The sequence below is a fragment of the Streptosporangium subroseum genome (assembly GCF_900188345.1).
Taxonomy (GTDB): domain Bacteria; phylum Actinomycetota; class Actinomycetes; order Streptosporangiales; family Streptosporangiaceae; genus Streptosporangium; species Streptosporangium subroseum.
The window spans coordinates 19978-43892 of the sequence record NZ_FZOD01000017.1 but is presented as its reverse complement, the minus strand read 5'-3'; the positions used below and the strand labels follow the sequence as shown (position 1 = coordinate 43892).

Below are 23915 nucleotides of genomic sequence, written 5' to 3'. Positions count from 1 at the left end.
CGAACCCCCGCGGCGGACACCCCGCGCGCTCACAGCCAGCCGGGCAGTACGAGTGTCAGCCAGGTGGCGAGCGGTGCCGTCACCGTGATGACCGCACCGTAGGCGACCAGCTTGCGGAAGAAGGCGTCCCGGTCAACTCCCTGCGCATTGGCGAGGACCAGCGCGCCGTTGGTCGAGAAGGGACTGCAGTCGACGATGGTCGAGGAGACCGCGAGCGCCGCGATCACTCCCACGGCGCCGACCTCGCCCATGAGCAGGAACGGCACGGCCAGGGGGATCGTCGAACCGAGCACCCCGACCGACGAGGCGAAGGCGGACACGATGGCTCCGATGTAGCAGAGCAGAAGAGCGGTGATCAGCGGTGCGCCGATGTGGGCGACGCCCTCCCCGACCGACTTGATCGTGCCCATCTTCTCGAGCACTCCGACATAGGTGACCACACCGGTGATGAGCAGGACGGTGGACCAGCTGATCTTGTCCACCGCTCCCTTCTGGACCGTCGGAGAGATGATCGCGAGCAGCACCGCCACGGTGATCGAGACGAAGCCGACCTCGAGCTCGAACACGAGGGCGCCGACGCCCAGCACCAGCAGGCCGACGACGGTGAGGATCTGGTCACGCGTCGGACGCAGGAGCGTCGCCTGCGCCGTACCCCGCTCGCCGCCCTGGACCTCGTCCTGAGCGCTGTCCCGAACGCCTTCCTGAGCCGGCCGATCCATCGACTCCCTACGCCCCAGCAGTTCCCGCCCGCCGAACAGGACGAAGATGATCACCGCTACCAGGGTGTTGAAGGCCAGGCTGCTCAGGAAGATGGCGATCGTGCTGTCCGGCAGCCCGGCCCGCTCGACCACCTGGTTGACGATCCCGCCGTAGACGCTGATGGGAGAGAAACCTCCCGCCTGGGCCCCATGCACGACCATCAGGCCCATGAGCAGGGGGTTGATGCGGTGCTGCGCGGCGAACCCGAGGGCGATCGGGGCGATGATGGCCACGGCGGCCGGGCTCACCGCTCCGATCGCGGTCAGGACGGCCGCGACGCCGAACATGATCCAGGGGATCGCGACGATGCGCCCGCGGACGCCGCGCACGGCCAGCCGGACGAGCCAGTCCACCGTCCCGTTGTTCTGGGCGATGGCGAAGAGGTAGGTGATGCCGACCAGCGTCAGAAACAGATCACCGGGAAAGCCCGCGAAGATGTCGTCCGCGGACAGGTCCGCGACGTAGACGCCGACCAGGAACGCCGCCGCGAAGGCGATCGCCCCCATGTTCACCGGCAGCAGGGTGGCCACGACGAACATCGCCACCAGCACGAGGATCGAGATGATCTCTGGAGACATGCTCACTCCGAGGCTCATAACAGAGGAGGGCGGCCCGGCGAGCCGGGCCGTATCCGACCGATCATGACGAGCGTAAGGTGATCACTGCTGGGATGGCCATGGTATGGGGGAAGATGTCACCGGGCCCGTCATCACACGCGGGTGCGCCCAGTGGGTTGACGAGGCGGCCGGCCCACCTATCAGGGATGCTCTCCGTTCCCGGGTGTAACACGGCCACCATATCGACATAAATTAGACATATAGTTTTAAAATGGACAGCGACCGGTGTTCCGCGCGGGGACGCCCAGGCCGATCTTCGCACCTACCTCGACGGTCGTCTCCTCCGGCCCGCGCCCTCCGGAATCATCGTGTTCGGCGTGAGCCGTCCACTGATCGAACACATGATCCGGACCCGCGTGGCGGCCCTGGAAAGCGTTGAGATCGTCGATTCGACCGACGTGCTCGGGCTCGTCGGAGATCACCGGAAAAGTCACCCCGGCCTGAGCCTCCTGGTCACCGTCGGCCCGCGGCCTTCCGGTCGCCGTTCCCATCCCGGAGCGGGAACCGGCCGGGGCGCGCCGGTCCCCCGCGGACTTGTCGTGGCCCTCGTCCTGCCGGTAGACCTGATGGTCCGGGTCACCCGCGGTCAGGGCGTCTGTGATCTCCGTGTGGGCGGTCGGGGCGTACGTCCGAGGGCTGGTCCGGCGCGCCGTCAGCGCGGTGATCCGGTGCGTCGCGCCGGGCGGACCAACCGAAGAGAGTCAGGCAAATGCCCCAGTCACCGACCTACGACGACGTCCAGAGCGCCGCCGCGCGCATCGCGTCACACGCTCACCGCACGCCGGTGCTGCGTTCGCGCCGTATCAACGAAGACCTCGGCGCCGACGTGGTGTTCAAGTGCGAGAACTTCCAGCGCATGGGCGCCTTCAAGTTCCGCGGCGCGTTCAACGCCCTGTCGCGGTTCACCGCCGAGCAGCGACGCGCCGGCGTGGTCGCCTACTCCTCCGGCAACCACGCCCAGGCGATCGCCCTGGCCGCCCGGCTGCTGGACATCCCGGCCACGATCGTCATGCCCCACGACGCACCGGTCGCGAAGGTGGCCGCGACCAAAGGCTACGGCGGGCAGGTCGTCACCTACGACCGCTACACCGAGGACCGGGAGGAGATCGGCCGTGCTCTTGCCGCCGAGCGCGGCCTCACCCTGATCCCGCCGTACGACCACCACCATGTGATCGCCGGTCAGGGCACCGCGGCCAGGGAGCTGTTCGACGAGGTCGGCGACCTCGACGCGCTCTTCGTGCCCCTGGGCGGCGGCGGGCTGCTCGCCGGCACGGCGCTGTCGGCCAAGGCGCTGTCGCCCGGATGTGAGCTGTACGGCGTCGAGCCCGAAGCCGGCAACGACGGCCAGCGGTCCCTGCGCCAGGGCGCCATCGTCCACATCGACACCCCGAAGACCATCGCCGACGGCGCGCAGACCCAGCACCTCGGCACCCACACGTTCGACATCATCCGCCGCGACGTCAACGACATTCTCACCGTCACCGACACCGAGCTCGTCGAATGCATGAGGATCTTCGGGTCCGTCATGAAGATCGTCGTCGAGCCCACCGGCTGTCTCGGTTTCGCCGCCGTCCGCAAACTCGCCGCCCAACTGCGCGGGCGACGGATCGGCGTGATCGTCAGCGGCGGCAACATCGACCTCGACCGCTTCGCGTCGCTGACGGCCTCCTGAACCCCCGGCCGCACGGCGAAGCCGGGAGCGATCGGGGATGATGCCGACCGGTCCGGCGGGGGCTCCGAGGTACGGGGTGACGGCCGGACACTGGCAGGAAACGGTCAGGTCTTCCGGGTAGCGCCGTATACCCCGAATTGGGAAGATCCTGAAATGAGCGCTGCGCGGTCGGACGTGCCGGTCACCGGCGGGCGGGCAGCGTTCGCGACCGCTCCCGTGGTCGCGGTGATGGTGGGGCTCGCCGGACTGCTGACCGGACTTTCCCAGCGTTACGGTTTTCACCGCGACGAGCTGTACTTCATGGTCGCCGGTGACCATCCCGCGTGGGGCTACGTGGACCAGCCGCCGCTGACCCCTCTCATCGTGCGGGCGGTCACCGCGGTCTTCGGAGACCCCCGCCGGACTGCGGATCATCTCGACGCTCGCCTGCGTGGCGACGGTCCTCGTGGTCGCGCTGGTGGCCGGCGAACTGGGCGGGGGGCGCCGCGCGCAAATGATCGCCGCGTTCTGCGCGGCGGCGTTTGTCCTGGCGGTCGGCCACATGGTCTCCACGGCCACGTTACGGCCAGGGCGTGGACAACGAGGAGCAGAACGCTCCGATCGCGCTCTGCTCCGGCACGGCCAAGCCCTGGTCGGCGCTGTGGCCCGGCCTGCGGCACTTCTACTGACGGTGGGCGCGCGTCCTCCGCTTCTCCTCCGACCTTCTCGAAGACCGCCTCTCCGGGCACGGCCTATACGCGTGAGAACTCGCTAACGCGTCTTTATTCCGGATGTCACGGATCGGCAACAAGCCCTGGCTGAACTGGTTCCCATGAGCAGCGGCGAGGTCCGTCAGAACCTCGGCGCCCTGCCTGGAGGACCTCATGCCTGAGATGTATTTCCGGGTGCGCTGGCCGGACGGTGCGATCCAGCGTTACTACTCTCCCTCAACAGTAATCGAGGATTTCCTCTCCTCGGGAACCGCCTACCCACTGGCCCACTTCGTGGACCGCAGCCGGCAGGCGCTGGGCATCGCGAGTGAGCGGGTCAGGGCGAAGTACGGCTTCGCGTGCACCAGGGCGGCCGGTCAGCTGGCCGAGATCGAGAGCACCGCCGCCTCGTACCTCTCCGTGCCGGGTGCGATGGCGACCGTGGAGGCCCTGCTCCCCGCGGACGCCTTCCCTGACGGAGGTGAGCGGTGAGCGCGAACCTGGCGGGTGCCCACTACCCCGTGGCCGTCGTCGGCGGCGGCCAGGCAGGCCTGTCCGTCAGCTACTGCCTGCGCGAGCGCGGCATCGAACACGTCGTCATCGAGGCGAACCGGGTCGGGCACGAGTGGCGCGAGCGTCGCTGGGACACCTTCTGCCTGGTCACCCCCAACTGGCAGTGCAGGCTGCCCGGTTTCCCCTACTCAGGCCCGGACCCGGACGGGTTCATGGCCCGGGACGAGATCGTGCGCTACCTGGAGGACTACGTGTCCTTCTTCGCTCCGCCGCTGGTGGAGGGGGTGACCGTCACCAGGCTACGGAGGGCGGTGACCGGTACGTTCGAACTGTCCACCACCGCCGGCGACCTGACGGCGGATCAGGTCGTGGTGGCCGCGGGCCCATACCACACTCCGTCGATCCCGCGGATGGCCGAGCGACTGCCGTCCGAGGTGACCCAGCTGCACTCCTCGCGATACCGCAGCCCGGACCGGCTGCCCGCGGGGGCCGTCCTGGTGGTCGGCACCGGCCAGTCCGGCTGCCAGATCGCCGAGGACCTGCATCTCGCCGGTCGCCAGGTGCACCTGGCCGTCGGCGGCGCACCGCGCGTCGCCCGCTTCTACCGGGGGCGCGACTGCGTCGCCTGGCTGGACGACATGGGCCACTACGCCAAGGGCATCGACGCGTTCGCCGACGCCGACGCCGTACGGATGCGGGTGAACCACTACGTCACCGGCCGCGGTGGCGGCCGCGACATCGACCTGCGCGCCTTCGCCCGGGACGGAATGCGCCTGTACGGGCGGCTGACCGGCATCGACGGCACGGCGCTGGAGTTCGCCGACGACCTGAAGGGCAACCTCGACCACGCCGACGCGGTGGCAGAGGGCATCAAGGACGCCATCGACGCGCACATCGACGCCCACGGGATCAGGGCACCGGCCGAGCCCCGGTACGTACCCGTGTGGGAGCCGTCGGAGCAGCCGCACGACCGTGACCTGCGGCAGGCCGGGATCACCTCGGTGATCTGGTCCACCGGCTTCACCCGCGACCACCGCTGGATGGAGATACCCGCCTTCGACGGCCGCGGCTACCCGATGCACTGGCGCGGCGCCACCGGTTGCCCCGGCCTGTACTTCCTGGGCCTGCCCTGGCAGTACAGCTGGGGCTCGGGGCGATTCGAGGCGGTGGGCAGGGACGCGGAGTTCCTGGCCGGCCACATCGACGCCGCGCGCCGGCTCGCCGACGTCTGCGGCGCGCTGACCGGCGCCCCCGCGTCACTGGCCTCCGCGCTTCCCGTGGGCTGAAGGAGCACACCGCCGTGACGACGCGACAGATCTTCGACGCACACCGCCACCTGGGCGTGCTGCCCGCCCACCCCTTCTACGGCGGACCGGCCGTCAGCCCCGCCACCACCGCGCGCGCCACCATCAAGCAACTGATCGCCGACCTCGACGCCGAGGGCGTCGAACGAGCCCTGATCATCCCCAACTACGGCGTCCCGGACCCGGACATCGCCTTCTCCTTCAACGAGCTGGTCATCGAGGCCGCCCAGACCGACGACCGGATCCGCGCCGGGTTGTGGGTCTCCCCGCGCCCGCAGGACGAGCAGCGCACCGCGCGCGCCCTCGCCCTGGCCGGCGAGGAGGGCGTACGGGCGCTGAAGCTCAGCTTCCTGCTCGGCGGCCGCGTCACCGACCCGGCCTGCCGCCCACCGCTGGATCGGATCTTCCGCGAGGCCGAACGCCTCGGCCTGGTCGTCCATGTCCACACCTCCCCCGGTGCCGCCTCCGACATCGACGAGGTCGGCCACCTGGTGGAGTGGTACGCCGACCGCGTGCCGGTGCACCTGGTTCACTTCGGCGGCGGCATGAGCGGCCACATCAAGCTCGCCGGCTCCCGGTTCTTCGACTGGATCGCGGCCGGCAAGCGCGTCTACACCGACCTCTCCTGGGCGATCGGCTTCGCGCCGTACTGGCTCGCCCGGGAGATCGAGCGCCGCGGTATCGGCCAGGACCGCGTGCTCTTCGCCAGTGACCAGCCGTGGGGCGACTTCGCGGGCGAGTACGCCCGGATGAGCGCCGCGGCCGGTGACGGCGAGCTCGGCGAGCTGGTCTTCCACGACACCTTCACCGCGCTCTACGACCGCCCACGCCTCACCCGACACCACGAGGAGACACCATGACCGACGCCGCCATCGAGCTCAACGACCTCGAGAAGCAGAGCATCAACGAGATCCCGCACCCCTCCCTGGCCGACGGCTCCAGCATCTACGGCAGCACCAAGATCTTCCCGGACTACCAGGCCGAGAACGGCGAGACCTACTTCACCCTCGTCCACGGCCTCGCTCACGAGTCCTCCGTCAGCTTCGTCGCCGTCCTGCAGGCCACCCGCGCGCTGCGCAAGGGCTTCGAGACCGCCATCTACTTCTACGGTCCCGGCTCCCTCAACTGCCTGGCCACCCGCGGTTTCCCCACCACCGGCAACTCCGCCTTCCCCGGTGAGCACAACATCAACAACCAGCTGAAAACCTTCATCGCCGAGGGCGGCAAGGTCTACTGCTGCCGCTTCGGGCTCTCCCTGCACGGCGCCCGTGAGGAGGACCTGATCGAGGGTGTCATCCCCGCCCATCCGCTCGACGTCCAGGACGCCCTGATCTACTACGCGCGCAAGGGCGCGATCATCAACTCGACCTACCAGCTCTGAGGGAGACGACATGAGCGTTGGCACCGGAGGCATCGGGGGCACTGCGGTGGACGTGCGGATCGCCACACGCGCCGAACTCGCCCTGCACGGCGTCCAGATGGACGCCCCTGTCCGCCGCCCCGACGGCGCGGGGCCGAGCGACGACGGCCATGTCCTCGTGGACGGTGCCAACGCCGCCCTTCCCACCAACCCCGGCAGCCCCTACACGGTCCGCGACGGCAGGGTCTGGCTCGGCGACGAGGACACCGGACTCACTCTCCAGACCGTCCGCCGACCGAAGTTCTACGACCTGACGACCGCCGACGGCGTGCCGTACGAACAGATCGCGCGCCTGCACGGCGCGGACGTGCTCGCCACCACCGTCGTTCAGACCTGCATCCGCTACGCCGAGCCCGACCGCTGTCGCTTCTGCACCATCGAGGAGTCGCTGCGCTCGGGCGCGACGGTGGCCGCCAAGACTCCGGCGCAGCTCGCCGAGGTCGCCGAGGCCGCGGTCCGGCTCGACGGCGTGCGGCAGATGGTGATGACCACCGGCACCACCGTCGGCCCCGACCGCGGTGCCCGCGCCTTGGCGCGCAGCGTGCGAGCCGTACTGGAGGCCGTACCCGGCCTGCCGATCCAGGTGCAGTGCGAGCCCCCCGGCGACCTGTCCTGGATCGGCGAGCTCCACGACGCCGGGGCCACAGCCATCGGCATCCACGCCGAGGCACTGGACGAGGAGGTGCGCCACCGCTGGATGCCCGGCAAGTCCACGGTGCCGATGGCCGAGTACGAGGCGGCCTGGGACGAGGCCGTGCGGATCTTCGGGTCCAACCGTGTCTCCACGTACCTGCTGGTCGGCCTCGGTGAGGACCCCGACGAGCTGATCGCCGGCGCGGGCCGGCTGATCGACCGTGGGGTGTATCCGTTCGTCGTTCCGTTCCGCCCGATGCGCGGCACTCTCGCGGCCCACGACGGCATCGGCGCCCCGAGCCCGCGACTGCTGCGCCACGTCACCGAACAGGTCGCCCTGAAACTACGCGCCGCCGGGATGTCCGGTGCCGACCAGAAGGCCGGCTGCGCGGCATGCGGCGCGTGCAGCGTGCTGCGGACGGCGGGTGGGTGAACGCGATGAATGCTCCCGGAAGCAGGACGGCGGCAGGACGGCGCCGTCGACACCCGGCGCCGCGGAACAGGCCGGCATGAGCGGACTCCACGCCGCCGCCGGGCTCGACGGAGGATTTCCCGCCTCCGCCGCGGCCGTGATGGACGACATCCTCGCCCTGCTCGGCGACCGCAGCACTCTGGCGCGACAGCCGGGCTTCCGCATCGAGGAGGCCGGCGACCCTGCCACCCTGAACGCCTACCGGCGGCTGCGACGGCAGATCTTCGTCCACGAGCAGGGGCTGTTCGACGACCACGACCTCGACGACCACGACGCCGATCCGCGCACCGTCGTCCTGGTGGCCCGCGGGCGGGACGGCTCTGTCGTCGGCGGCGTGCGGCTCGGCCCCGTCGGGGAGGGGCCGGACCTCGGCTGGTGGACGGGCGGACGGCTGGTGGTCGCCGCCGGCGCACGTGGCCCGCAGGGAGTCGGCGCGGCTCTCGTCCGCGCCGCCTGCGCCCGAGCCGAGGCCCAGGGGGTGCTCCGTTTCGAGGCGACGGTCCAGGCGCGCAACGAGACGCCGTTCCGGCGGCTGGGCTGGCGGCGGGTGCGAGCGGTCACGGTCGCCGGCACCCCGCACGTGCTGATGCGCCGGCCGATCGGCCGGATCGCGGCCCAGGCGGCGGCCACCAAGTCCGCGCTCGGCCCGCTCCTGGCGGGGCTCGCCCCGGGCGGCCCCGGCTTCGTCGGCGACGACGGCGCCCCCGTGCCCGGCAGCGACCTCGTCGCCGCCTGCGACGCCATCGTCCCGTCCATGGTCGAGCGGGAACCGGAGTGGGCCGGCTGGTGCTCGGTCCTGGTCAACGTCAACGACCTGTCGGCGATGGGCGCGACCCCGGTCGGACTGCTCGACGCCGTCGGCGCGCGCGACGCCTCGCACGCCGCACGCGTGCTGGCCGGACTGCGGCACGCGGCCGCGGCGTACGGGGTGCCGGTGCTGGGCGGTCACACCCAGCTCGGTGTCCCGGCCGCGCTCGCGGTGACCGCACTCGGCCGCACGGACCATCCCGTGCCCGGCGGTGGCGGAAGACCCGGGCACCGGGTCCGCCTCACCGCCGACCTCGGCGGCACCTGGCGGGCCGGGCACCGGGGCCGCCAGTGGGATTCGACCACCTCCCGCAGCGGTGAGGAGCTGCGCCTGATGCTGGGCGCGGTGGCCGCCGCCCGGCCCGCCGCCGCCAAGGACGTGTCGATGGCCGGGATCGCCGGCACCCTCGGCATGCTCGCCGAGGCGAGCGGCTGCGCGGCGATCCTCGATGTCGCCGCCGTGCCCCGCCCCGAGGGTGCGTCCCTGGGAGACTGGCTGAGCTGTTTCCCCGGCTTCGCGATGCTCACCGCCGACGAGCGAGGCGGGCCCGCCCTGCGGGCCGGTCCCGCCGTCGGCGGCGAATGCGGGGAGCTGACCGCCGGCCACGGCGTACGGCTGCGCTGGCCCGACGGCGAACTGACCGAGGCTGTCACCGATGCGGTGACCGGAATGGGGACTGCATGAGTACGGTGCGCATGGCCGCCGTCGCGGCGGAGTTCGGCCGCGACCTGGAGGAGGACTTCACCATCGTCGAAAGGCTGATCAAGCAGGCCCAGGCGGAAGGCGTCCGGCTCCTCGCCCTTCCGGAGGCCTGTCTCGGAGGTTACCTGCTCAGCCTGGACGACGACGCCGAACACGACGAGGGACCGCCTGCCCTTGCCCTGGACGGACCCGAGATCCGTCGCCTGACCGCGCTCGCGGGCGACATGGTGGTGATCGCCGGCTACTGCGAGGCCGAAGGAACACGCCGTTACAACAGCGTGGTCTGCGTCAACGGGGACGGCGTCCTCGGCAACCACCGCAAGGTGCACCAGCCGCTCGGCGAGGACGCCAGTTACTCCTCCGGCGACCGCTTCCACGCCTTCGACACACCACTCGGCCGGCTGGGCATGATGATCTGCTACGACAAGGCCTTCCCCGAGTCGGCCCGGGCACTGGCCCTGGACGGCGCCGAGATCGGGGTGTGCGTCTCCGCCTGGCCCGGGTCCCGTACCGGCGCGTCCCCCGACCTCGCACAGGACCGCTGGAAGCGCCGGTTCGACCTCTTCGACCGGGCCCGGGCCCTGGAGAACCAGATCGTGTGGCTGTCGGCGAACCAGTCCGGCACCTTCGGGACGCTGCGCTTCGTCGCGAGCGCCAAGGTCGTCGACCCCGGCGGCGACATCCTCGCCGACACCGGGGTCGGCGCCGGAGTCGCCATCGCCGAAATCGACGTGACCAGGGCTCTGGAGACGGCCCGGCGCGCCATGGGCCACCTGCGGGACCGGCGGCCCGACGCCTATCCGCCCCTGTCACACGCCGCGGGAGCGGTCCCCGCATGAGCGCCGTCCGGATCGCCGCCGCGGCCGCCCACTTCGGCCGCGACCTGGAGTTCGACCTGGCGAGGATCGCCAAGATCATCGACGACGCGCGCAGGGAGGGCGCCGGGCTCCTGGTGCTGCCCGACGCCGCCCTCGGCGGTTACCTCGCCGACCTGCGCCATCCGGATCCCGAGGCGCTGCCGCCCGCCCTCAAGCCGGACGACCCGCTCATCCTGCGGGTCTCCGCGCTCGCCGCCGAGATGACGGTCTGCGTGGGGTACTGCGAGGCCGACGGCGCGGACCGCTACAACGCGGCCGTCTGCGTCAGCGGCGACGGCGTCCTCGGCAGGCACAGAAAGGTCCATCTGCCGGCCGGGGAGGTCGCGGCCTACTCCCCCGGCGGCCGGTTCGACGCCTTCGACACGCCCGTCGGCCGGATCGGCATGCTCATCGACTACGACAAGACCTTCCCCGAGTCGGCCCGCAGCCTCGCCCTCGACGGGGCCGAGATCCTGGCCTGTCTGTCGGCCTGGCCCACCAGCATCACCAACCGGGCCACACGGATGGCGCAGGACCGCCAGGCCAAACTCTTCGACCTGTACGACCAGGCCCGCGCCGCCGAGAACCAGGTGGTCCTCGCCTCCTCCAACCAGACCGGCGCCATGGGCGGCATGCGCTTCCTCGGCCAGGCCAAGGTGGTCGGGCCCGGCGGCGACGTCCTCGCACGGACCTGGGCCAAGGCCGGGCTCGCCGTCGCCGAGATCGACGTCGCGGCCGAGATCGACCGAGCCCGGCGCATCCTGCGTCATCTGGACGAGCGACGGCCCGGCGCCTACCGGGGGAACGCATGACGGCTCCCCTGTCCATCGCCCTGCTCAGCTACTCCACCAAGCCACGGGGCGGCGTCGTGCACACCCTCGCCCTCGCCGAGGCACTGGCGGCGGCCGGCCAGCGGGTCACCGTGTGGACCCTGGGGCGGGGCGGCGACGCCGGGTTCTTCCGCGAGGTCGACCCGGCCGTCCGGCAACGTGTCGTGCCATTCCCCGACCGGCCCGGTGAGACCGTCGGGGAGCGTGTGCTGCGCTCCATCACCGCCCTGCGCGACGCCTTCGACCCGGCAGGCTACGACATCGTGCACGCCCAGGACTGCATCAGCGCCAACGCCGTGGGACGGTGCGTACGCACCGTCCATCACCTCGACCACTTCACCACCCCCGAACTGGCCACCTGCCACGAGCGGGCGATCGTCACCCCGTACGCGCATGTCTGCGTCTCCGGCACCGTCGCCGCCGAACTGGCCGACGGCTGGAACATCACGGCTCAGGTCATCCCCAACGGCGTGGCCTACGAGCGGTTCGCCTCGGCCGCGAAGGACATCGCGGCCCGGGCTCGGTGGAAGGCCCGGCTCGGCCGCTACATCCTCGCCGTCGGCGGGATCGAACCCCGCAAGGGATCGCTGGACCTGCTGGAGGCGTACGCGCTGCTCCGCGTGCGCCATCCCGAGGTGCGCCTGGTCATCGCCGGAGGCGAGACCCTCTTCGACTACCGCGACTACCGCGTCCGATGGGAGGCCCGTGCCGCCGAACTCGGCGTCGAACCGGTGGTCCTCGGCACCGTCGCGGACGGCGACCTGCCCTCGCTCGTCGCCGCCGCCGACGCCTTCGCCTTCCCCTCAACCAAGGAAGGCTTCGGACTCGCCGCGATGGAGGCTCTCGCGGCGGGCGTTCCCCTGGTCGTCCGCGACCTGCCCGTCCTGCGCGAGGTCTTCGGGTCCGCCGCCCGTTTCGCCGCCGGCCCGGACGCGCTCGCCGCGGAGCTCGGGCACGCCCTGGACGGCCCGGACCCCCTGCGGCGCTCCGAGGGCCGCGCGCTCGCGGCCCGGCATACCTGGGAGGCCGCGGCCCTGCGGCACCTGGATTTCTACGTGGGGCTCACGGCCGGGCGAGCTCCCGGCCACCCATCCGCAGATGCCTGATCCCGACGTCGATCGCGGCCTCCAGGTGGGTGGACCGCCCGGTGGACATCATGATCGACACTCCTCCCTGCACACCGGCGAGGAGAGCCGCGGCGGCCTCGTCGACGTCGTACGACGCCGGAAGGTGACCGCCGTCCCGCATCGCCCGGATGCCGGCGGCCAGCTCGGCCTGCCATCTTTTCAGGAGTTCCACCACGACGGCCCGGGCACCCGGTGTGGTGCGGCCGATCTGCAGAAACAGCGCGCTCAGGGGACAGGTGTCCCCCTGCGACCGGTACCGCTCGACGACGACGTCCCGCCACTGGTACCACGCGTCCCAGGAGGTGAGACAGCTGAGGTACGGCTGCTGGTCGTCCAGCACCCGATCCGCCTCGTACTGGGCGACGGCGAGCAGCAGCTGGTCCTTGCCCTCCGGGAAGTAGTGGAACAGCTGGCTCTTGCTCGTGCCGGTCTGCTGCCGGATGTCGTCGAGCGTGGCGGAGACGACGTTGCTCTCCCGAAGCACCTGGGCGGCTCCTTCGATGATGCGCGCCCGCGTGGCCTCGCCCTTCGGTGTAAGGGACCGGTGCATGGTTCTCGCTCCTAAAAATGGACTTCCCAGTTCATTTTAGGCGCCCTGGCTCTCCCCTGACCGGTGAGGCCCCGATGACCGGCTTCCCCCGCGCACCCCGGGTGTCCGGGTCGCGTGGGAGCCGTAGGGAGCCGTAGACCGCATGGCCTGGTCGCGGGAGAGATCGCTGGCACAATACGGGCATGCGATGCACTCAATGTGACAGCGTGGATCTGGAACCGGGCTTCATCGAGGACGGCGGTGAGCACTCCCAGGGGTACAGCCGCTGGATCGAGGGCACTCTGAAGCGCGGACTGTTCGGCGGTGCCAGGCGGCTGGGAAAACCGCGCTTGATCATTGACGCCTTCCGCTGCGTCCGGTGCTCCCACCTTGAACTGTTCGCCCGCCAGAAAGACTGAGCCCGGTCCTCCCGTAGCCGACTCCGGCGGACCCGGGTGATCCGGAGGCCCTGCTCGGCGAGCAGGGCCTCCGGATCGCTCTCCCTCCGCCCGGCGGGCGTCCGGGTGTCGTCCTCGCGCAGGTGGACGGCACCCGGACGGCTCGGCCTCGGCGGTGGTCAAGCCGGGCCGGTCATCGCCGGCCGGACTCCTCGACGGACTTGAGCACGGTGTCGGCGATCGAACGCGGGTCGACGCCGAAGTGCTCGCGTACGGACTCCCGGGTGCCGGAGAGGCCGAACCCGTCGGTGCCGAGGGAGGTCCACGGCCGGTCGATCCACGGGCTGATCTGATCCGGCACTGCGCGCATCCAGTCGCTGACCGCGATCACCGGGCCCTCGGTCCCGGCCAGGGCCTGCTGGAGGTACGGCACTCCGGTGGAGGTCATCGCGTCGCGGCGCAGCTCGCTCCACGAGGTGACCGACCAGACGTCGACGCCCACGCCGTACTCCTCCTGGAGCATCCGCTGCGCGGCCAGCGCCCAGTGGATCGCGGTGCCGCTGGCGAGCAGATGGGCCTGGCCGCCGCCGGAGGAGTAACGGTAGATGCCCTTGAGGATGCCCTCGCGCACGCCCTCGGGCATCGCGGGCTGGGGAAGCGGCTCGTTGTAGAGGGTGAGGTAGTAGAAGACGTCCTCGCCGTCGGGCCCGTACATGCGCCGGAGCCCTTCGCGCACGATCTCCGCGACCTCGTAGCCGAAGGCGGGGTCGTAGGCGAGACATGCGGGGTTGACGGAGGCGAGCAGCTGGGAGTGCCCGTCGGCGTGCTGCAGCCCCTCGCCGGTCATCGTGGTCCGCCCCGCGGTGGCGCCGATCAGGAATCCGCGGCCGAGCTGGTCGGCCAGCGCCCACATCTGGTCGCCGGTCCGCTGCCAGCCGAACATCGAGTAGAAGATGTAGAACGGGATCATGGCCTCGCCGTGGGTGGCGTAGCTGGTGGCGGCGGCCGTGAACGACGCCATCGATCCCGCCTCGGTGATGCCCTCGATCAGGAGCTGGCCGTCGACCGCCTCCTGGTAGGAGAGCAGCAGGTCCCGGTCGACCGACTCGTAACGCTGGCCCAGCGGCGAGTAGATCTTGGCGGTGGGGAACAGCGACTCCATGCCGAAGGTCCTGGCCTCGTCGGGCACGATGGGCACCCAGCGGCGCCCGGTCTCCGGCTCCTTCATGAGGTCCTTGACCAGGCGGACGAAGGCCATCGTGGTGGCCACCGGCTGCTTGGACCCCTTCTCCAGGGACTGGAAGGGCCGCTCGGGCGGCGCCGGCAGCGGCTGGTGGGAGACGGTTCGGCTGGGGATGGGCCCGCCCAGGGCGCGGCGGCGCTCGGCCATGTAGCGGACCTCGGGCGAGTCGGCCCCGGGGTGCAGGTACGGCGGCAGGTCCGCGTCGAGTGCCTCGTCCGGCACCGGCAGCCCGAGCCGGTCGCGCAGCGCCCTGAACTCGTCCTGGGTGAGCTTCTTCATCTGGTGGTTGGCGTTGCGCGCCTCCACCCCGGCCCCGAGTGTCCATCCCTTGACGGTCTGCACGAGGATCACCGTCGGCGCGCCCTGGTGGTCGAGGGCCCGGCGGTAGGCGGCGTGCACCTTGCGCGGCTCGTGGCCGGCCCGCGAACCGCCGACGATGCGCCGCAGGTCCTCATCGGAGTACGGCACGTCCAGCCCGTGGAACAGATGCTGCCTGATGTAGTCCCCGGTCGAGGTGGCGAAGGTCTGGAACTGCCCGTCCGGCATCTCGCTCAGCCGGGACACCAGCTCGTCCGAACCGAGCAGCCCGTCCCATTCGGCGCCCCACAGCGCCTTGACGACGTGCCAGCCCGCGCCCCTGAAGACGCCTTCGAGCTCCTGCACGATGCGGGTGTTGCCGCGCACCGGCCCGTCGAGCCGCTGCAGGTTGCAGTTGATCACGAAGGTCAGGTTGTCCAGCCCTTCGCGGGCGGCCAGGGTGATGGCCGCCGTGGACTCGGGCTCGTCCATCTCGCCGTCGCCGAGGAAGGCCCATACGTGGCTGAGCGAGGTGTCTTTGATGCCGCGGTTGTGCAGGTAGCGGTTGAACCTGGCCTGGTAGATCGCGTTGAGCGGCCCGAGGCCCATGGACACGGTGGGGAACTGCCAGAACCCGCTCATGCTCCGCGGATGCGGATACGACGGCAGCCCGCCCTCGGGCTCGCGCCGGAACAGGTCGAGCTGGTCCTCGGTCAGTCGTCCCTCCAGGAACGCGCGGGCGTAGATGCCCGGGGACGCGTGGCCCTGGAAGTACACCTGGTCATGAGTGCCGTGGAAGAAATGGTTGAACCCGACCTCGTACAGCCAGGCGGCCGAGGCATAGGTGGCCAGGTGACCGCCGAGCCCGAGCCGGCTGCCCCTGGTGATCATCGCCGCCGCGTTCCACCGGTCGTAGGCCGCGATCCGCTCTTCCAGTTCGAGGTCACCGGGGTAGCCGGGCTCCTCCGACGTCGGCACGGTGTTGATGTAGCGGCTGCTCGTGGCCAGCCGCTTCAGCAGGTACTCGGCCCGTTCTGGGCCTGCCGCCCGGCGGACCGCCTCTAGCGATTCCAGCCATTCCGCGGTCTCCTGCGGGTCAATATCCTTCTCCATATCACCATTAAACACCCAATGATCGATCATCGGTTGTTTGCATCTGCCATCATTGGGTTCGTGAAACCTGTCTTACGACCCCCGCTGCGTGATCAGATCCGGCAGGCCGTACTCGATGGCCTGATCAGCGGCCGGTGGGGGCCCGGTGACCGCGTGGTGGAACGGCGTATGGCGGCGGAGCTGGGCGTCAGCCAGGCTCCGGTGCGCGAGGCACTGCGCGAGCTGGAGGCGCTCCGGCTCGTCGAGTCGTCGCCGCACAAGGGCGCGCGGATCCGCCGGCTCACCGCGACCGACCTGCGCGAGATCTACGAGGTACGGGCGGGCCTGGAGGAGACGGCCGTACGGCTGCGTCACCCGCCCGTCGAGGCGCTGCGGGTCCACCTCGCCGGCCTGCACCGGGCCGCGGCCGCCTCTTCCATGGTCGACCAGGTACGCCATGGCGTCGCGTTCCACCGCGAGATCGTCGAAGCCTCGGGCAACGACGTGCTCCTGGCGGTGTGGGAGTCGCTCGGCATCGAGGTGTGGACGCACCTGTCGGTCCGGCTGTTCCGGATGCGGCCCTGCGAGAACGCCGCCGACCACGAGCCGCTCATGGCGGCGTTCGAACGCAGGGACCCCGACGCGGGTGCCCTGCTCCGCGACCACGTCCTCGGCTACGCCCCGCTTAACTGATCACATCCGGCCTCCGCTCCTCGATCTCGACGTCGTTGTCGTCCGGTGCACGTATCGACGGCACGTTTGACATCGCGGGAGCGGCGAGACCGCCCGCTACCGCGGTGCCCGCTCCGTCACCGCCGACAGCAGGCTTTCCAGGAACAGCAGGTACGCGGTGGCGCCGGGGTCCGGGTGGCCGGTGCCCCGCTCACCGACCCATGCCGCCCTCCCCTTGCGCGCGGGCTGGTCCGTCGTCGCCTCGACACCCTCGCGAGCCGCCGCGATCATCGCCGCCAGTCGTTCGCCCTCCCCCGCCTTCCGCAGCGCGTCCACGCTCGGAGCGAGTGCGTCGAGCACGGTCTTGTCGCCCAGGCCGGCCTTTCCGCGTTCCGCGATGCGCCGCTGAGCGCTGTCCCCGATCCGTACCGCGACCTCCGGGCTCAGCTCGCGCTCACCGTCCACCTCCTTCGCCGCGGCGAGAAGGCCGGTGCCCACCAGCGCGGCCATCGTCGACGGGTTGCCTCCGGCGAACGCCGTACCGGCGGTTCGCAGCAGCGCGCCGAACGTGTCGGGCGGCGTCTCGGCCAACGCGGCCCGGATCGCGCCGGCACCCCTGTCGACGGTGATGCCGAGGTCACCGTCCCCGACCGCCGCGTCGAGATCACGGAGATGGTCACGCTGCCCGGCCAGCGTCAGCAGGGCCTGGTCGAGGATGGCGCCGACTTCGGGCACGGTGAGAGTGGTCATGACGGCTGTCCCTTCGCTGCTGGAAGTCACTGCTGGAAGAACGGGGAGTCAGCCGGAGCGTCGAGCAGTTCGGTCAGCTCGTCGTCGAGACGCAGCACCGTGACCGACGCACCGGCCATCTCGAGGCTCGTCGCGTATTCGCCGACATAGGGGCGATGCACGCCGATCCCCTTGTCCAGGAGGGTGTTGTGGACGCGCCGGTAGATCAGGTACAGCTCCTCCAGGGGAGTGGCGCCCAGGCCGTTGACGAGGACCGCGACCTGCTCGTCCGCCCCGAGCCGGAGGTCGTCCAGGATGACCGCGAGCAAGGTGTCGGCCACCTCGTCGGCCGTTTCGAGCGGGCCACGGCGTGATCCCGGCTCGCCGTGGATGCCGATCCCGATCTCCATCTCGCCGTCGGCGAGCTCGAAGGTGGCCCTGCCCGCCTCGGGCAGGATCGTCGGGGAGAGCCCGACGCCGGCCGAGCGGGTGCTGTCGACCGTACGCTGGGCCAGCTCGGACACTTTTTCGAGGGAGTCGCCGCGTTCGGCCGCGGCACCAGCGATCTTGAACGCGAAGACCATGCCGGCGACCCCGCGTCGTTCGGTGCCGCGTTCGGGCGGTGCGCTCAGCGCGTCGTCGGTGATCCGGACCGTGCGGGTCGGGATGTCGTCGAGGTCGGCCATGTCGGCGGCGAGGTCGAAGTTGAGCGAGTCACCGACGTAGTTGCCGTACAGGTAGAGAACGCCCGCGCCGCCGTTGACGGCCTTGGTCGCCTCATACATCTGCTCCGCCGACGGCGAGGAGAAGACGTTGCCCACCGCGACCCCGCTGCACAGCCCCTTTCCGACATAGCCGAGGAAGGCCGGCAGGTGACCCGAGCCACCGCCGGTGACGATGCCGACCTGACCGGCGACCGGCGCGTCGGCGCGCACCAGCGCCCTGCGGGTCTCGCTCGCGGCCCGCAGGCGGTCGGGATGGGCGAGCAGCAAGCCGTCGACGACTTCGTCGACGAAGTCGTGCGGGTCGTTGATGAGCTTCTTCATACGAGGTCCTCCTCGGGTGTCGCCCTGTTCCAGGGCTCGTTCGGTGAGGGGTGCTCGGTTCTGTTCCAGGGCTCATGCGGTGAGAGGCGTTCGGTTCTGTTCCGCGGATCGTGCGGTGAGGGGTGCCGGCTGTCGTCCCGGGGATCGTTCCTGGGATCGTTCAGCGAACGGTGCTCGGTGACGATGGCGGTCACCAGGGCCGAGGGGGTGATGTCGAAGGCCGGGTTCCAGCCCAGGCTGCCGGGTGCGGCCACTCGCCGGCCGTCGATCTCCAGCACCTCGCGCTCGTCGCGGATCTCGATCGGGATGTCGGATCCGGTCGGGGTGCCGAGGTCGATCGTGGACTCGGGGGCGGCGACGACAAAGGGAATTCCGGCGTGGCGAGCCGCGAGTGCGTGGCCGAGCGTCCCCACCTTGTTCGCGACGTCGCCGTTGGCCGCGACACGGTCCGCGCCGACCACCACGGCGTCGACGTCGCCGGCGAGGATCAGACCGGCGGCGGCGGAGTCCACGATCACCCGGTGCGCGATGCCGTGCCGGCCGAGTTCCCAGGCGGTGAGCCGGCTGCCCTGTAGCAGCGGACGCGTCTCGCAGACGTAGACCATGTCCAGGCCGGTGGTGGCGTGCAGCCGCCCGATGACGCCGAGCGCGGTGCCGTACTCGACGCCCGCGAGCGCGCCCGCGTTGCAGTGGGTGAGGATGCGCCGCGCCCCGGCCAGCAGCCGTGCTCCACGCTCGCTGAGCGCGCTGTTGGCATCCAGATCGGCGTCCCGGACGGCCAGCGCGGCCGCGACGATGCCGGCGGCGTCCGCTCCTGCGGCACGGACCTTCTGGATCTCGCCGACGCCCCAGGCCAGGTTGGCGGCGGTGGGACGAGCCTCGACGAGTAGCCGCGCCGCGGCGGCGAGCTCACCGTCCATGTCAAGGTGATCGCGTTCGGCCCGGGTCGCCGCGAGCGCCATGCCCATCGCGCCCGCCACGCCCAGCGCCATCGCGCCACGCACCGCCAGTGACCGGATGTGAACGATGAGATCTTCGACGTCGTGCACGTCGACGTGGGTCTCGGTATGCGGCAGCCGCGTCTGGTCGATGATCCGTACGGAACCGTCCAGCCAATCTATGGTTCGCATAGTTGGTAGCGTTGTCTGACAACTGACGTCTGTCAAGTATTCTGTTAGGGTCGGATGTGGACCCGTAGGCCGATCCGTTCGATGAGAGGTGCGCCATAACCATCCTGCGCTCCCGGGCCTCCCTGCCCCAGCAACTGGCCGACGACCTGCGCGCGCGCATCAAGGCCAGGGAGTGGGCCCCCGGCGAGAAGCTGCCCACCGAGGCCGAGCTCGTCGCCGAGTACGGCCTTTCCCGCGCCACCGTACGTCAGTCCATCAAGGACCTGGCCGGTCAGGGCCTGGTCGTCGTGCGGCGGGGACTGGGCACGTTCATGGCCCCGCACCGTGAGATCCACGCCGGCATGCAGGAGTTGACGTCCATCTCCGCGACGATCGCCGAGATGGGCTTCACGCCCTCCATGAGATACCGCCGGCGCACCATCCGTGACGCGACCGAGGATGAGCTCGCCATGTTCGGCCTGGATCCCGGCGCCAGAGTGCTCGACATCCAGCGCAAGATCCTGGCCGACGACACGGTCGTCGCCTACTCCTACGACATCCTGCCGCGCTGGGTCTTTCCCGACGAATTCCGGGCCGGCCATCTACGGGGGTCGGTGTTCGGCTACCTCGCCGACCACGACGGACCGCGGCCGACGCGGGCCGTGGCCACGGTGCACGCCGTCCGCTCCGACGTCGTCGGCTGGGACGACGACGCGGGTGAGGACAACCTCTACGTGCTCCTGGATCAGCTGCAGTTCGACGACAGGGGCAGGCCGTTCATGCACTCACGGAGTTTCTTTCTCGAGGGGGAGTTCAATTTCACCGTGATCCGTACCCACTGACCGTGGGCCGTGCGCCGCCGCCGAACCCAAGGATGTGCGCGACGAAAGCTTCCGTCCTGGAATCCCTGATGCCCATCGAGGCCTGGCCACTGCGCCTGCGCGAGGTGGACGAGCCGGTGGCCCCGACCGGGCAGGTGGTGGTCAAGGTGGCTTCGTGCGGGGTCTGCCGATCGAACCTGCACACGATCGAAGGCGACTGGGCCAAGGATGGCACCATGGAGCTCGCGCATCCGCTTCCGCGACCGGCTCATCACGGCATGAGATCCGCCGTCGGCGGGCCTCAGGAGGACCCGGCGCCGTGTGCGACACTGTCGCATGCTCGATCTGACCCTCGATCCGGCCGTCGAGACCAGACTCGTCGGCCGGTTCGGTCCTGGTTTCCGCGACTGGTTCGCCACGCTTCCCGAGCTTCTGGAAAGGCTCGCCCGGCGCTGGGACCTGGAAATCGTCGCCGCCGTCGCGGCGGGCAACACCTCACGAACCTTTCACGTACGGCGGGCCGACGGCGTCCCCGCCTTTCTCAAGCTCACCCCCGAGCCGCAGATCGGCATCACCGAGGCGGCCGCGCTCCAGGCGTGGGAGGACAGTCCTCACGTGGTCCGGTTGATCGACTCGGACGGAGAGTCGGGATCGCTGCTGCTGGCCGCCGTGGAACCCGGAACCCGGGTCGAGCGGCTGTCGATCGAGGACGTCGCGGTGCTTCTCCGCTCGCTCCGCCTGGCCGACTCCCCCGACGACGAACTGCCCACTCTTAGGCAGCGCGTCGAATTCCTCTTCGACCTGGCCCTCGGCCGATGGCGGGGAAACCCGGCGGAGCAGTACATCGACCGCGATCTCCTCGAGCGCCGCCGGGCCGACGCGCTCGCACTGGCCGCCGGCGGCCCCGCCGGGTTGGTCCACGGAGACCTGCACCCCGGAAACGTCCTCGTCAGCCATGACCACGGCTTCACCGTGATCGACCCGCGGCCCAGCATCGGCGATCCCATGTTCGACGGCATCGACTGGGTCCTCGCCCAGACCACGGAACTTCACGACCTGGAGGCGAACATCACCCGCCTCGCCGCGCTGATCCCCGAGGTGGATCCCGACCGGCTCATGGGCTGGTGCCGGGCGACGGCCGCCGTCATCGCCGTCCCCCGGTTGAACCGCGACCCGCACGACAGGGAGACCCGGTTCCTCCTGCGACTGGCGATCGGTGAGGGCTGACGCACGTCGGCCGCCGCCGGGCGCCCGAGCCGTGGTGGATCACCGGTAGTAGTCGTCGATCGGGACGCGCGCCTCGTCGAACAGAGCGGGGCCCTCCTGGGGCACGTGTGGCCAGCCGCCCGGTTTGAGAGTCGCGAACTGTTCGTTGGAGAGCGCGAACACGACGCGGCCGAGGCCGGAGCGCGCGATGGCGCCCGTGCACATGCCGCAGGGCTGACAGCTCGTGTACATGGTGGTGGCGGCCGCGGCTTCGGGATCAAGCTCCCGAGCCGCCCATCTGGCCAGCTTCAGCTCGGGGTGGGCGCTGATGTCGCCGTCGCTCAGGACCGTGTTGTGGGCTTCGGCGAGCACGGCGCCGTCCGGACCCACCAGCAGAGATCCGAACGGTGCGTCTCCGGTCTCCCGCGCCTTGGCGGCAAGCTCTATGGCCCTGCGGAGGTGGTTTTCGTCATCGCGTGTCATGGTCGTTCCGTTCGTTTGCACCGTTTCAGGCTATCCAGCGATCACCCCCACCTGGAAGGGAATCCTCCCGGCGTACTGGTCGATAAGTCGTGGATCTGCCGGTATCTTTGCCGAATGACCGAGAGTCTTGACGCGACCGACTGGTCGATCCTGGTCGAGGTTCAGCGAGACGGCCGCATCCCGCTCACCGAGCTCGGACGGCGGGTGAGTCTCAGCGCCTCCGCGACCACCGAGCGGGTCAAGCGGCTGGAGGCGGCGGGCATCATCACCGGCTATCACGCCGCCGTCGACCTGACGAAGGTCGGTTTCGCCGTGCTCGCCGTAGTGCGCCTCAAATACCCCGGCAGCCGGCACCAGCCGCTGCATCGGCTGCTCGAGGAGCGCTCCGAAATCCTGGAATGTCTGCGAACCACCGGTGACGACTGCTACTTGCTGAAGGTGGCCGCGACCTCCATGGCCCACCTCGAACAGCTCATCGACGAGCTCGCCCAGTTCGGCAGCACGACCACCAACCTCGTCTACAGCCAGACGCTGTCCTACCGCGGCCCTCAGGGGCCTTAGTTCTGGAGCATCAACGATCACCGTCGCCGCCGGGATCACCAATCTTCCCCTCAAGTCTCGTGAACTGGGACTACGGCAGGATCGCGGTTCTCCAAAGTCTTCTGTTCGTGGTGCCCGTGCCGGCGCTGGTGGCCGGATTCCATCGTGACGCGCCACGGACGCGCCGTCCCCTGTGGGTGGCCGCGTCGCCCGTCGGCGCCGGCGTCCTGCTCTACGCGATCCTGGGCGTGCTGGGCTCGACGATGCGGGCGACCATCGACTGGAGGTTCTGGTCATAGGTGTGGCCATGGCTGGGCGTGGCGGGACTGGCCTGCCTGGCCCTTCTGGCCGGGAGCGCGACCTGTGTCTGGACGCATCTGCGAGTTCCGGCCAGGCGGACGCCCTCCCCGCCGCTGGCACTGGCGATCCTGATCGTGCCCGTGACACTCTCCCACGCCTCTGTCCTGACCTTCGAATCTGTCTTGACCTTCGAAGCCGTCGATCCGATCACCCGGACCATGACCGCCGTGACCGTCGTCCAGCTTGTCGCGCTGCTGCTGTGCGGCCTGACACTCATCGTCCTGACCGCCAGAACGATGCCCGCGCTCCCCCACGTGACTCCGTCCTCCCCGTGAATCCCCCGGCCGGGCGACAGGGCGAGTGTCGATAACCTGGGCTCACGGTCCACTCCCGCTGGGCCCTGGAAGGCGAGGCCACCCATGACCACACTTGACTCCTCCATCCCGCGGTTTCACCTGGCGATGCCCGTCGACGACCTCACCGCCGCGCGCCGCTTCTACGGCGAGGTGCTCGGTCTGGAGCAGGGCCGCAGCTCGGACACCTGGGTCGACTGGAACCTGCACGGCCACCAGTTCGTGACGCACCTGGCCCCGGGCCGTTCCCAGGGCGTCAGCAACCCCGTCGACGGTCACGACGTCCCGGTGCCGCACTTCGGCCTGATTCTGGCGGTCCCCGAGTTCCACAAGCTCGCCGACCGGCTCCGGGCGGCCGGCACGGCGTTTGTCATCGAGCCCTACGTTCGCTTCGAGGGCCAGACGGGCGAGCAGTGGACGATGTTCCTGCTCGACCCGGCGGGCAACGCCCTGGAGTTCAAGGCGTTCGCCGACGACTCCCAGGTCTTCGCCGCCTGACATCACCCCGCCGGATCCGCTTCGGCCCGGAGCGATCGCATCGCCGCCGAAGGTGAGGATGCGCTTGTTGACCGGGTCGGGAGCTCCGTGCGCCATGCCGTGGCAACGTCCCGCTGTTCCGGCCCGCCGATGCGCTCGCCCCACATGCGGCATCAGGAGCGCACCGGCAGGCCGTCGCCCCGCGTCCGAGGTCTCC

General features: G+C 70.4%; 25 protein-coding genes. 18 read left to right on the top strand and 7 right to left on the bottom strand.

Going from position 1 to position 23915, the window contains the following annotated elements:
* Nucleotides 1–29: 29 nt before the first annotated feature.
* Nucleotides 30–1337: an SLC13 family permease gene (locus tag CHC08_RS18720; RefSeq protein WP_089208706.1), complete on the bottom strand. Its 1308-nt coding sequence runs from the start codon at nt 1335–1337 to the stop codon at nt 30–32.
* Nucleotides 1338–2085: 748 nt separating this feature from the next.
* Here CHC08_RS18720 and CHC08_RS18710 point away from each other — a divergent pair.
* The 10 genes from CHC08_RS18710 (at nt 2086) to CHC08_RS18660 (ending at nt 12382) form a co-directional block, all read left to right on the top strand.
* Nucleotides 2086–3048, top strand: coding sequence for a threo-3-hydroxy-L-aspartate ammonia-lyase (locus CHC08_RS18710; RefSeq protein WP_089208598.1), 963 nt, complete (start codon nt 2086–2088; stop codon nt 3046–3048).
* 863 nt (nt 3049–3911) lie between these two features.
* Nucleotides 3912–4229, top strand: coding sequence for an MSMEG_0570 family nitrogen starvation response protein (locus tag CHC08_RS18700; protein WP_089208597.1), 318 nt, complete (start codon nt 3912–3914; stop codon nt 4227–4229).
* Nucleotides 4226–5536, top strand: coding sequence for an MSMEG_0569 family flavin-dependent oxidoreductase (locus CHC08_RS18695; RefSeq protein WP_089208596.1), 1311 nt, complete (start codon nt 4226–4228; stop codon nt 5534–5536). The genes CHC08_RS18700 and CHC08_RS18695 overlap by 4 nt, the downstream gene beginning before the upstream one ends.
* 14 nt (nt 5537–5550) lie before the next feature.
* Nucleotides 5551–6414, top strand: coding sequence for an amidohydrolase family protein (locus tag CHC08_RS18690; RefSeq protein WP_218825362.1), 864 nt, complete (start codon nt 5551–5553; stop codon nt 6412–6414).
* A complete protein-coding gene (locus CHC08_RS18685) occupies nt 6411–6935 on the top strand; it encodes an MSMEG_0572/Sll0783 family nitrogen starvation response protein (protein ID WP_089208595.1) in 525 nt (174 codons plus the stop codon). Before CHC08_RS18690 ends, CHC08_RS18685 begins: the two co-directional genes overlap by 4 nt.
* 10 nt (nt 6936–6945) lie before the next feature.
* The gene (locus tag CHC08_RS18680) at nt 6946–8040 is read left to right on the top strand and encodes an MSMEG_0568 family radical SAM protein (protein WP_089208594.1); all 1095 of its coding nucleotides are present in this window, start codon (nt 6946–6948) and stop codon (nt 8038–8040) included.
* Nucleotides 8041–8116: 76 nt separating this feature from the next.
* Nucleotides 8117–9571, top strand: coding sequence for an MSMEG_0567/sll0787 family protein (locus tag CHC08_RS18675; RefSeq protein WP_218825361.1), 1455 nt, complete (start codon nt 8117–8119; stop codon nt 9569–9571).
* Nucleotides 9568–10428 (top strand): carbon-nitrogen hydrolase family protein, encoded by an 861-nt coding sequence (locus tag CHC08_RS18670; RefSeq protein WP_089208593.1) that lies wholly within the window; start codon nt 9568–9570, stop codon nt 10426–10428. The genes CHC08_RS18675 and CHC08_RS18670 overlap by 4 nt, the downstream gene beginning before the upstream one ends.
* Nucleotides 10425–11258, top strand: a complete 834-nt coding sequence (locus CHC08_RS18665; protein WP_089208592.1) for a carbon-nitrogen hydrolase family protein — start codon at nt 10425–10427, stop codon at nt 11256–11258. The genes CHC08_RS18670 and CHC08_RS18665 overlap by 4 nt, the downstream gene beginning before the upstream one ends.
* Nucleotides 11255–12382: an MSMEG_0565 family glycosyltransferase gene (locus tag CHC08_RS18660; RefSeq protein ID WP_218825360.1), complete on the top strand. Its 1128-nt coding sequence runs from the start codon at nt 11255–11257 to the stop codon at nt 12380–12382. Before CHC08_RS18665 ends, CHC08_RS18660 begins: the two co-directional genes overlap by 4 nt.
* Here CHC08_RS18660 and CHC08_RS18655 read toward each other — a convergent pair.
* Entirely contained in the window at nt 12339–12953 is a 615-nt protein-coding gene (locus tag CHC08_RS18655; protein ID WP_089208591.1) for a TetR/AcrR family transcriptional regulator, read from the bottom strand. The genes CHC08_RS18660 and CHC08_RS18655 overlap by 44 nt on opposite strands.
* A gap of 206 nt (nt 12954–13159) precedes the next feature.
* Here CHC08_RS18655 and CHC08_RS18650 point away from each other — a divergent pair, with 206 nt between their 5' ends.
* Nucleotides 13160–13351 (top strand): hypothetical protein, encoded by a 192-nt coding sequence (locus CHC08_RS18650; RefSeq protein WP_245878403.1) that lies wholly within the window; start codon nt 13160–13162, stop codon nt 13349–13351.
* A gap of 172 nt (nt 13352–13523) precedes the next feature.
* Here the strand turns inward: CHC08_RS18650 and aceE are convergent, their stop codons facing one another.
* The gene (gene aceE / locus CHC08_RS18645; RefSeq protein WP_245878402.1) at nt 13524–15983 is read right to left on the bottom strand and encodes a pyruvate dehydrogenase (acetyl-transferring), homodimeric type; all 2460 of its coding nucleotides are present in this window, start codon (nt 15981–15983) and stop codon (nt 13524–13526) included.
* 60 nt (nt 15984–16043) lie between these two features.
* On the opposite strand from aceE, the gene CHC08_RS18640 reads away from it, so the two are divergent.
* On the top strand, nt 16044–16655 hold the full coding sequence (locus tag CHC08_RS18640; RefSeq protein ID WP_245878401.1) for a GntR family transcriptional regulator: 612 nt from the start codon (nt 16044–16046) through the stop codon (nt 16653–16655).
* A gap of 96 nt (nt 16656–16751) precedes the next feature.
* Here CHC08_RS18640 and CHC08_RS51560 read toward each other — a convergent pair whose 3' ends face one another.
* The 3 genes from CHC08_RS51560 to mtnA are packed head-to-tail and all read right to left on the bottom strand — an operon-like array spanning nt 16752 to nt 19539.
* A complete protein-coding gene (locus CHC08_RS51560; RefSeq protein WP_089208587.1) occupies nt 16752–17384 on the bottom strand; it encodes a DAK2 domain-containing protein in 633 nt (210 codons plus the stop codon).
* 26 nt (nt 17385–17410) lie between these two features.
* Nucleotides 17411–18409 carry a dihydroxyacetone kinase subunit DhaK gene (locus CHC08_RS51555; protein WP_089208586.1) on the bottom strand — a complete coding sequence of 333 codons (999 nt, stop codon included), beginning with the start codon at nt 18407–18409 and terminating at the stop codon, nt 17411–17413.
* On the bottom strand, nt 18406–19539 hold the full coding sequence (gene mtnA / locus CHC08_RS18625) for an S-methyl-5-thioribose-1-phosphate isomerase (RefSeq protein ID WP_089208585.1): 1134 nt from the start codon (nt 19537–19539) through the stop codon (nt 18406–18408). Before mtnA ends, CHC08_RS51555 begins: the two co-directional genes overlap by 4 nt.
* A 95-nt stretch (nt 19540–19634) precedes the next feature.
* Between mtnA and CHC08_RS18620 the strand changes: the two genes are divergently transcribed.
* The gene (locus CHC08_RS18620) at nt 19635–20360 is read left to right on the top strand and encodes a GntR family transcriptional regulator (protein ID WP_338055686.1); all 726 of its coding nucleotides are present in this window, start codon (nt 19635–19637) and stop codon (nt 20358–20360) included.
* A 315-nt stretch (nt 20361–20675) separates the two neighbouring features.
* Entirely contained in the window at nt 20676–21566 is an 891-nt protein-coding gene (locus CHC08_RS18615; protein ID WP_089208583.1) for an aminoglycoside phosphotransferase family protein, read from the top strand.
* A 39-nt stretch (nt 21567–21605) separates the two neighbouring features.
* Here CHC08_RS18615 and CHC08_RS18610 read toward each other — a convergent pair whose 3' ends face one another.
* On the bottom strand, nt 21606–22028 hold the full coding sequence (locus CHC08_RS18610) for a nucleoside deaminase (protein WP_089208582.1): 423 nt from the start codon (nt 22026–22028) through the stop codon (nt 21606–21608).
* A gap of 114 nt (nt 22029–22142) precedes the next feature.
* Here CHC08_RS18610 and CHC08_RS18605 point away from each other — a divergent pair, with 114 nt between their 5' ends.
* The 4 genes from CHC08_RS18605 (at nt 22143) to CHC08_RS18590 (ending at nt 23719) form a co-directional block, all read left to right on the top strand.
* A complete protein-coding gene (locus CHC08_RS18605; protein ID WP_089208581.1) occupies nt 22143–22589 on the top strand; it encodes an Lrp/AsnC family transcriptional regulator in 447 nt (148 codons plus the stop codon).
* Nucleotides 22590–22648: 59 nt separating this feature from the next.
* Nucleotides 22649–22867: a hypothetical protein gene (locus CHC08_RS18600; protein WP_089208580.1), complete on the top strand. Its 219-nt coding sequence runs from the start codon at nt 22649–22651 to the stop codon at nt 22865–22867.
* On the top strand, nt 22868–23203 hold the full coding sequence (locus CHC08_RS18595) for a hypothetical protein (protein ID WP_089208579.1): 336 nt from the start codon (nt 22868–22870) through the stop codon (nt 23201–23203).
* Nucleotides 23204–23287: 84 nt separating this feature from the next.
* Entirely contained in the window at nt 23288–23719 is a 432-nt protein-coding gene (locus CHC08_RS18590) for a VOC family protein (RefSeq protein ID WP_089208578.1), read from the top strand.
* Nucleotides 23720–23915: the final 196 nt, after the last annotated feature.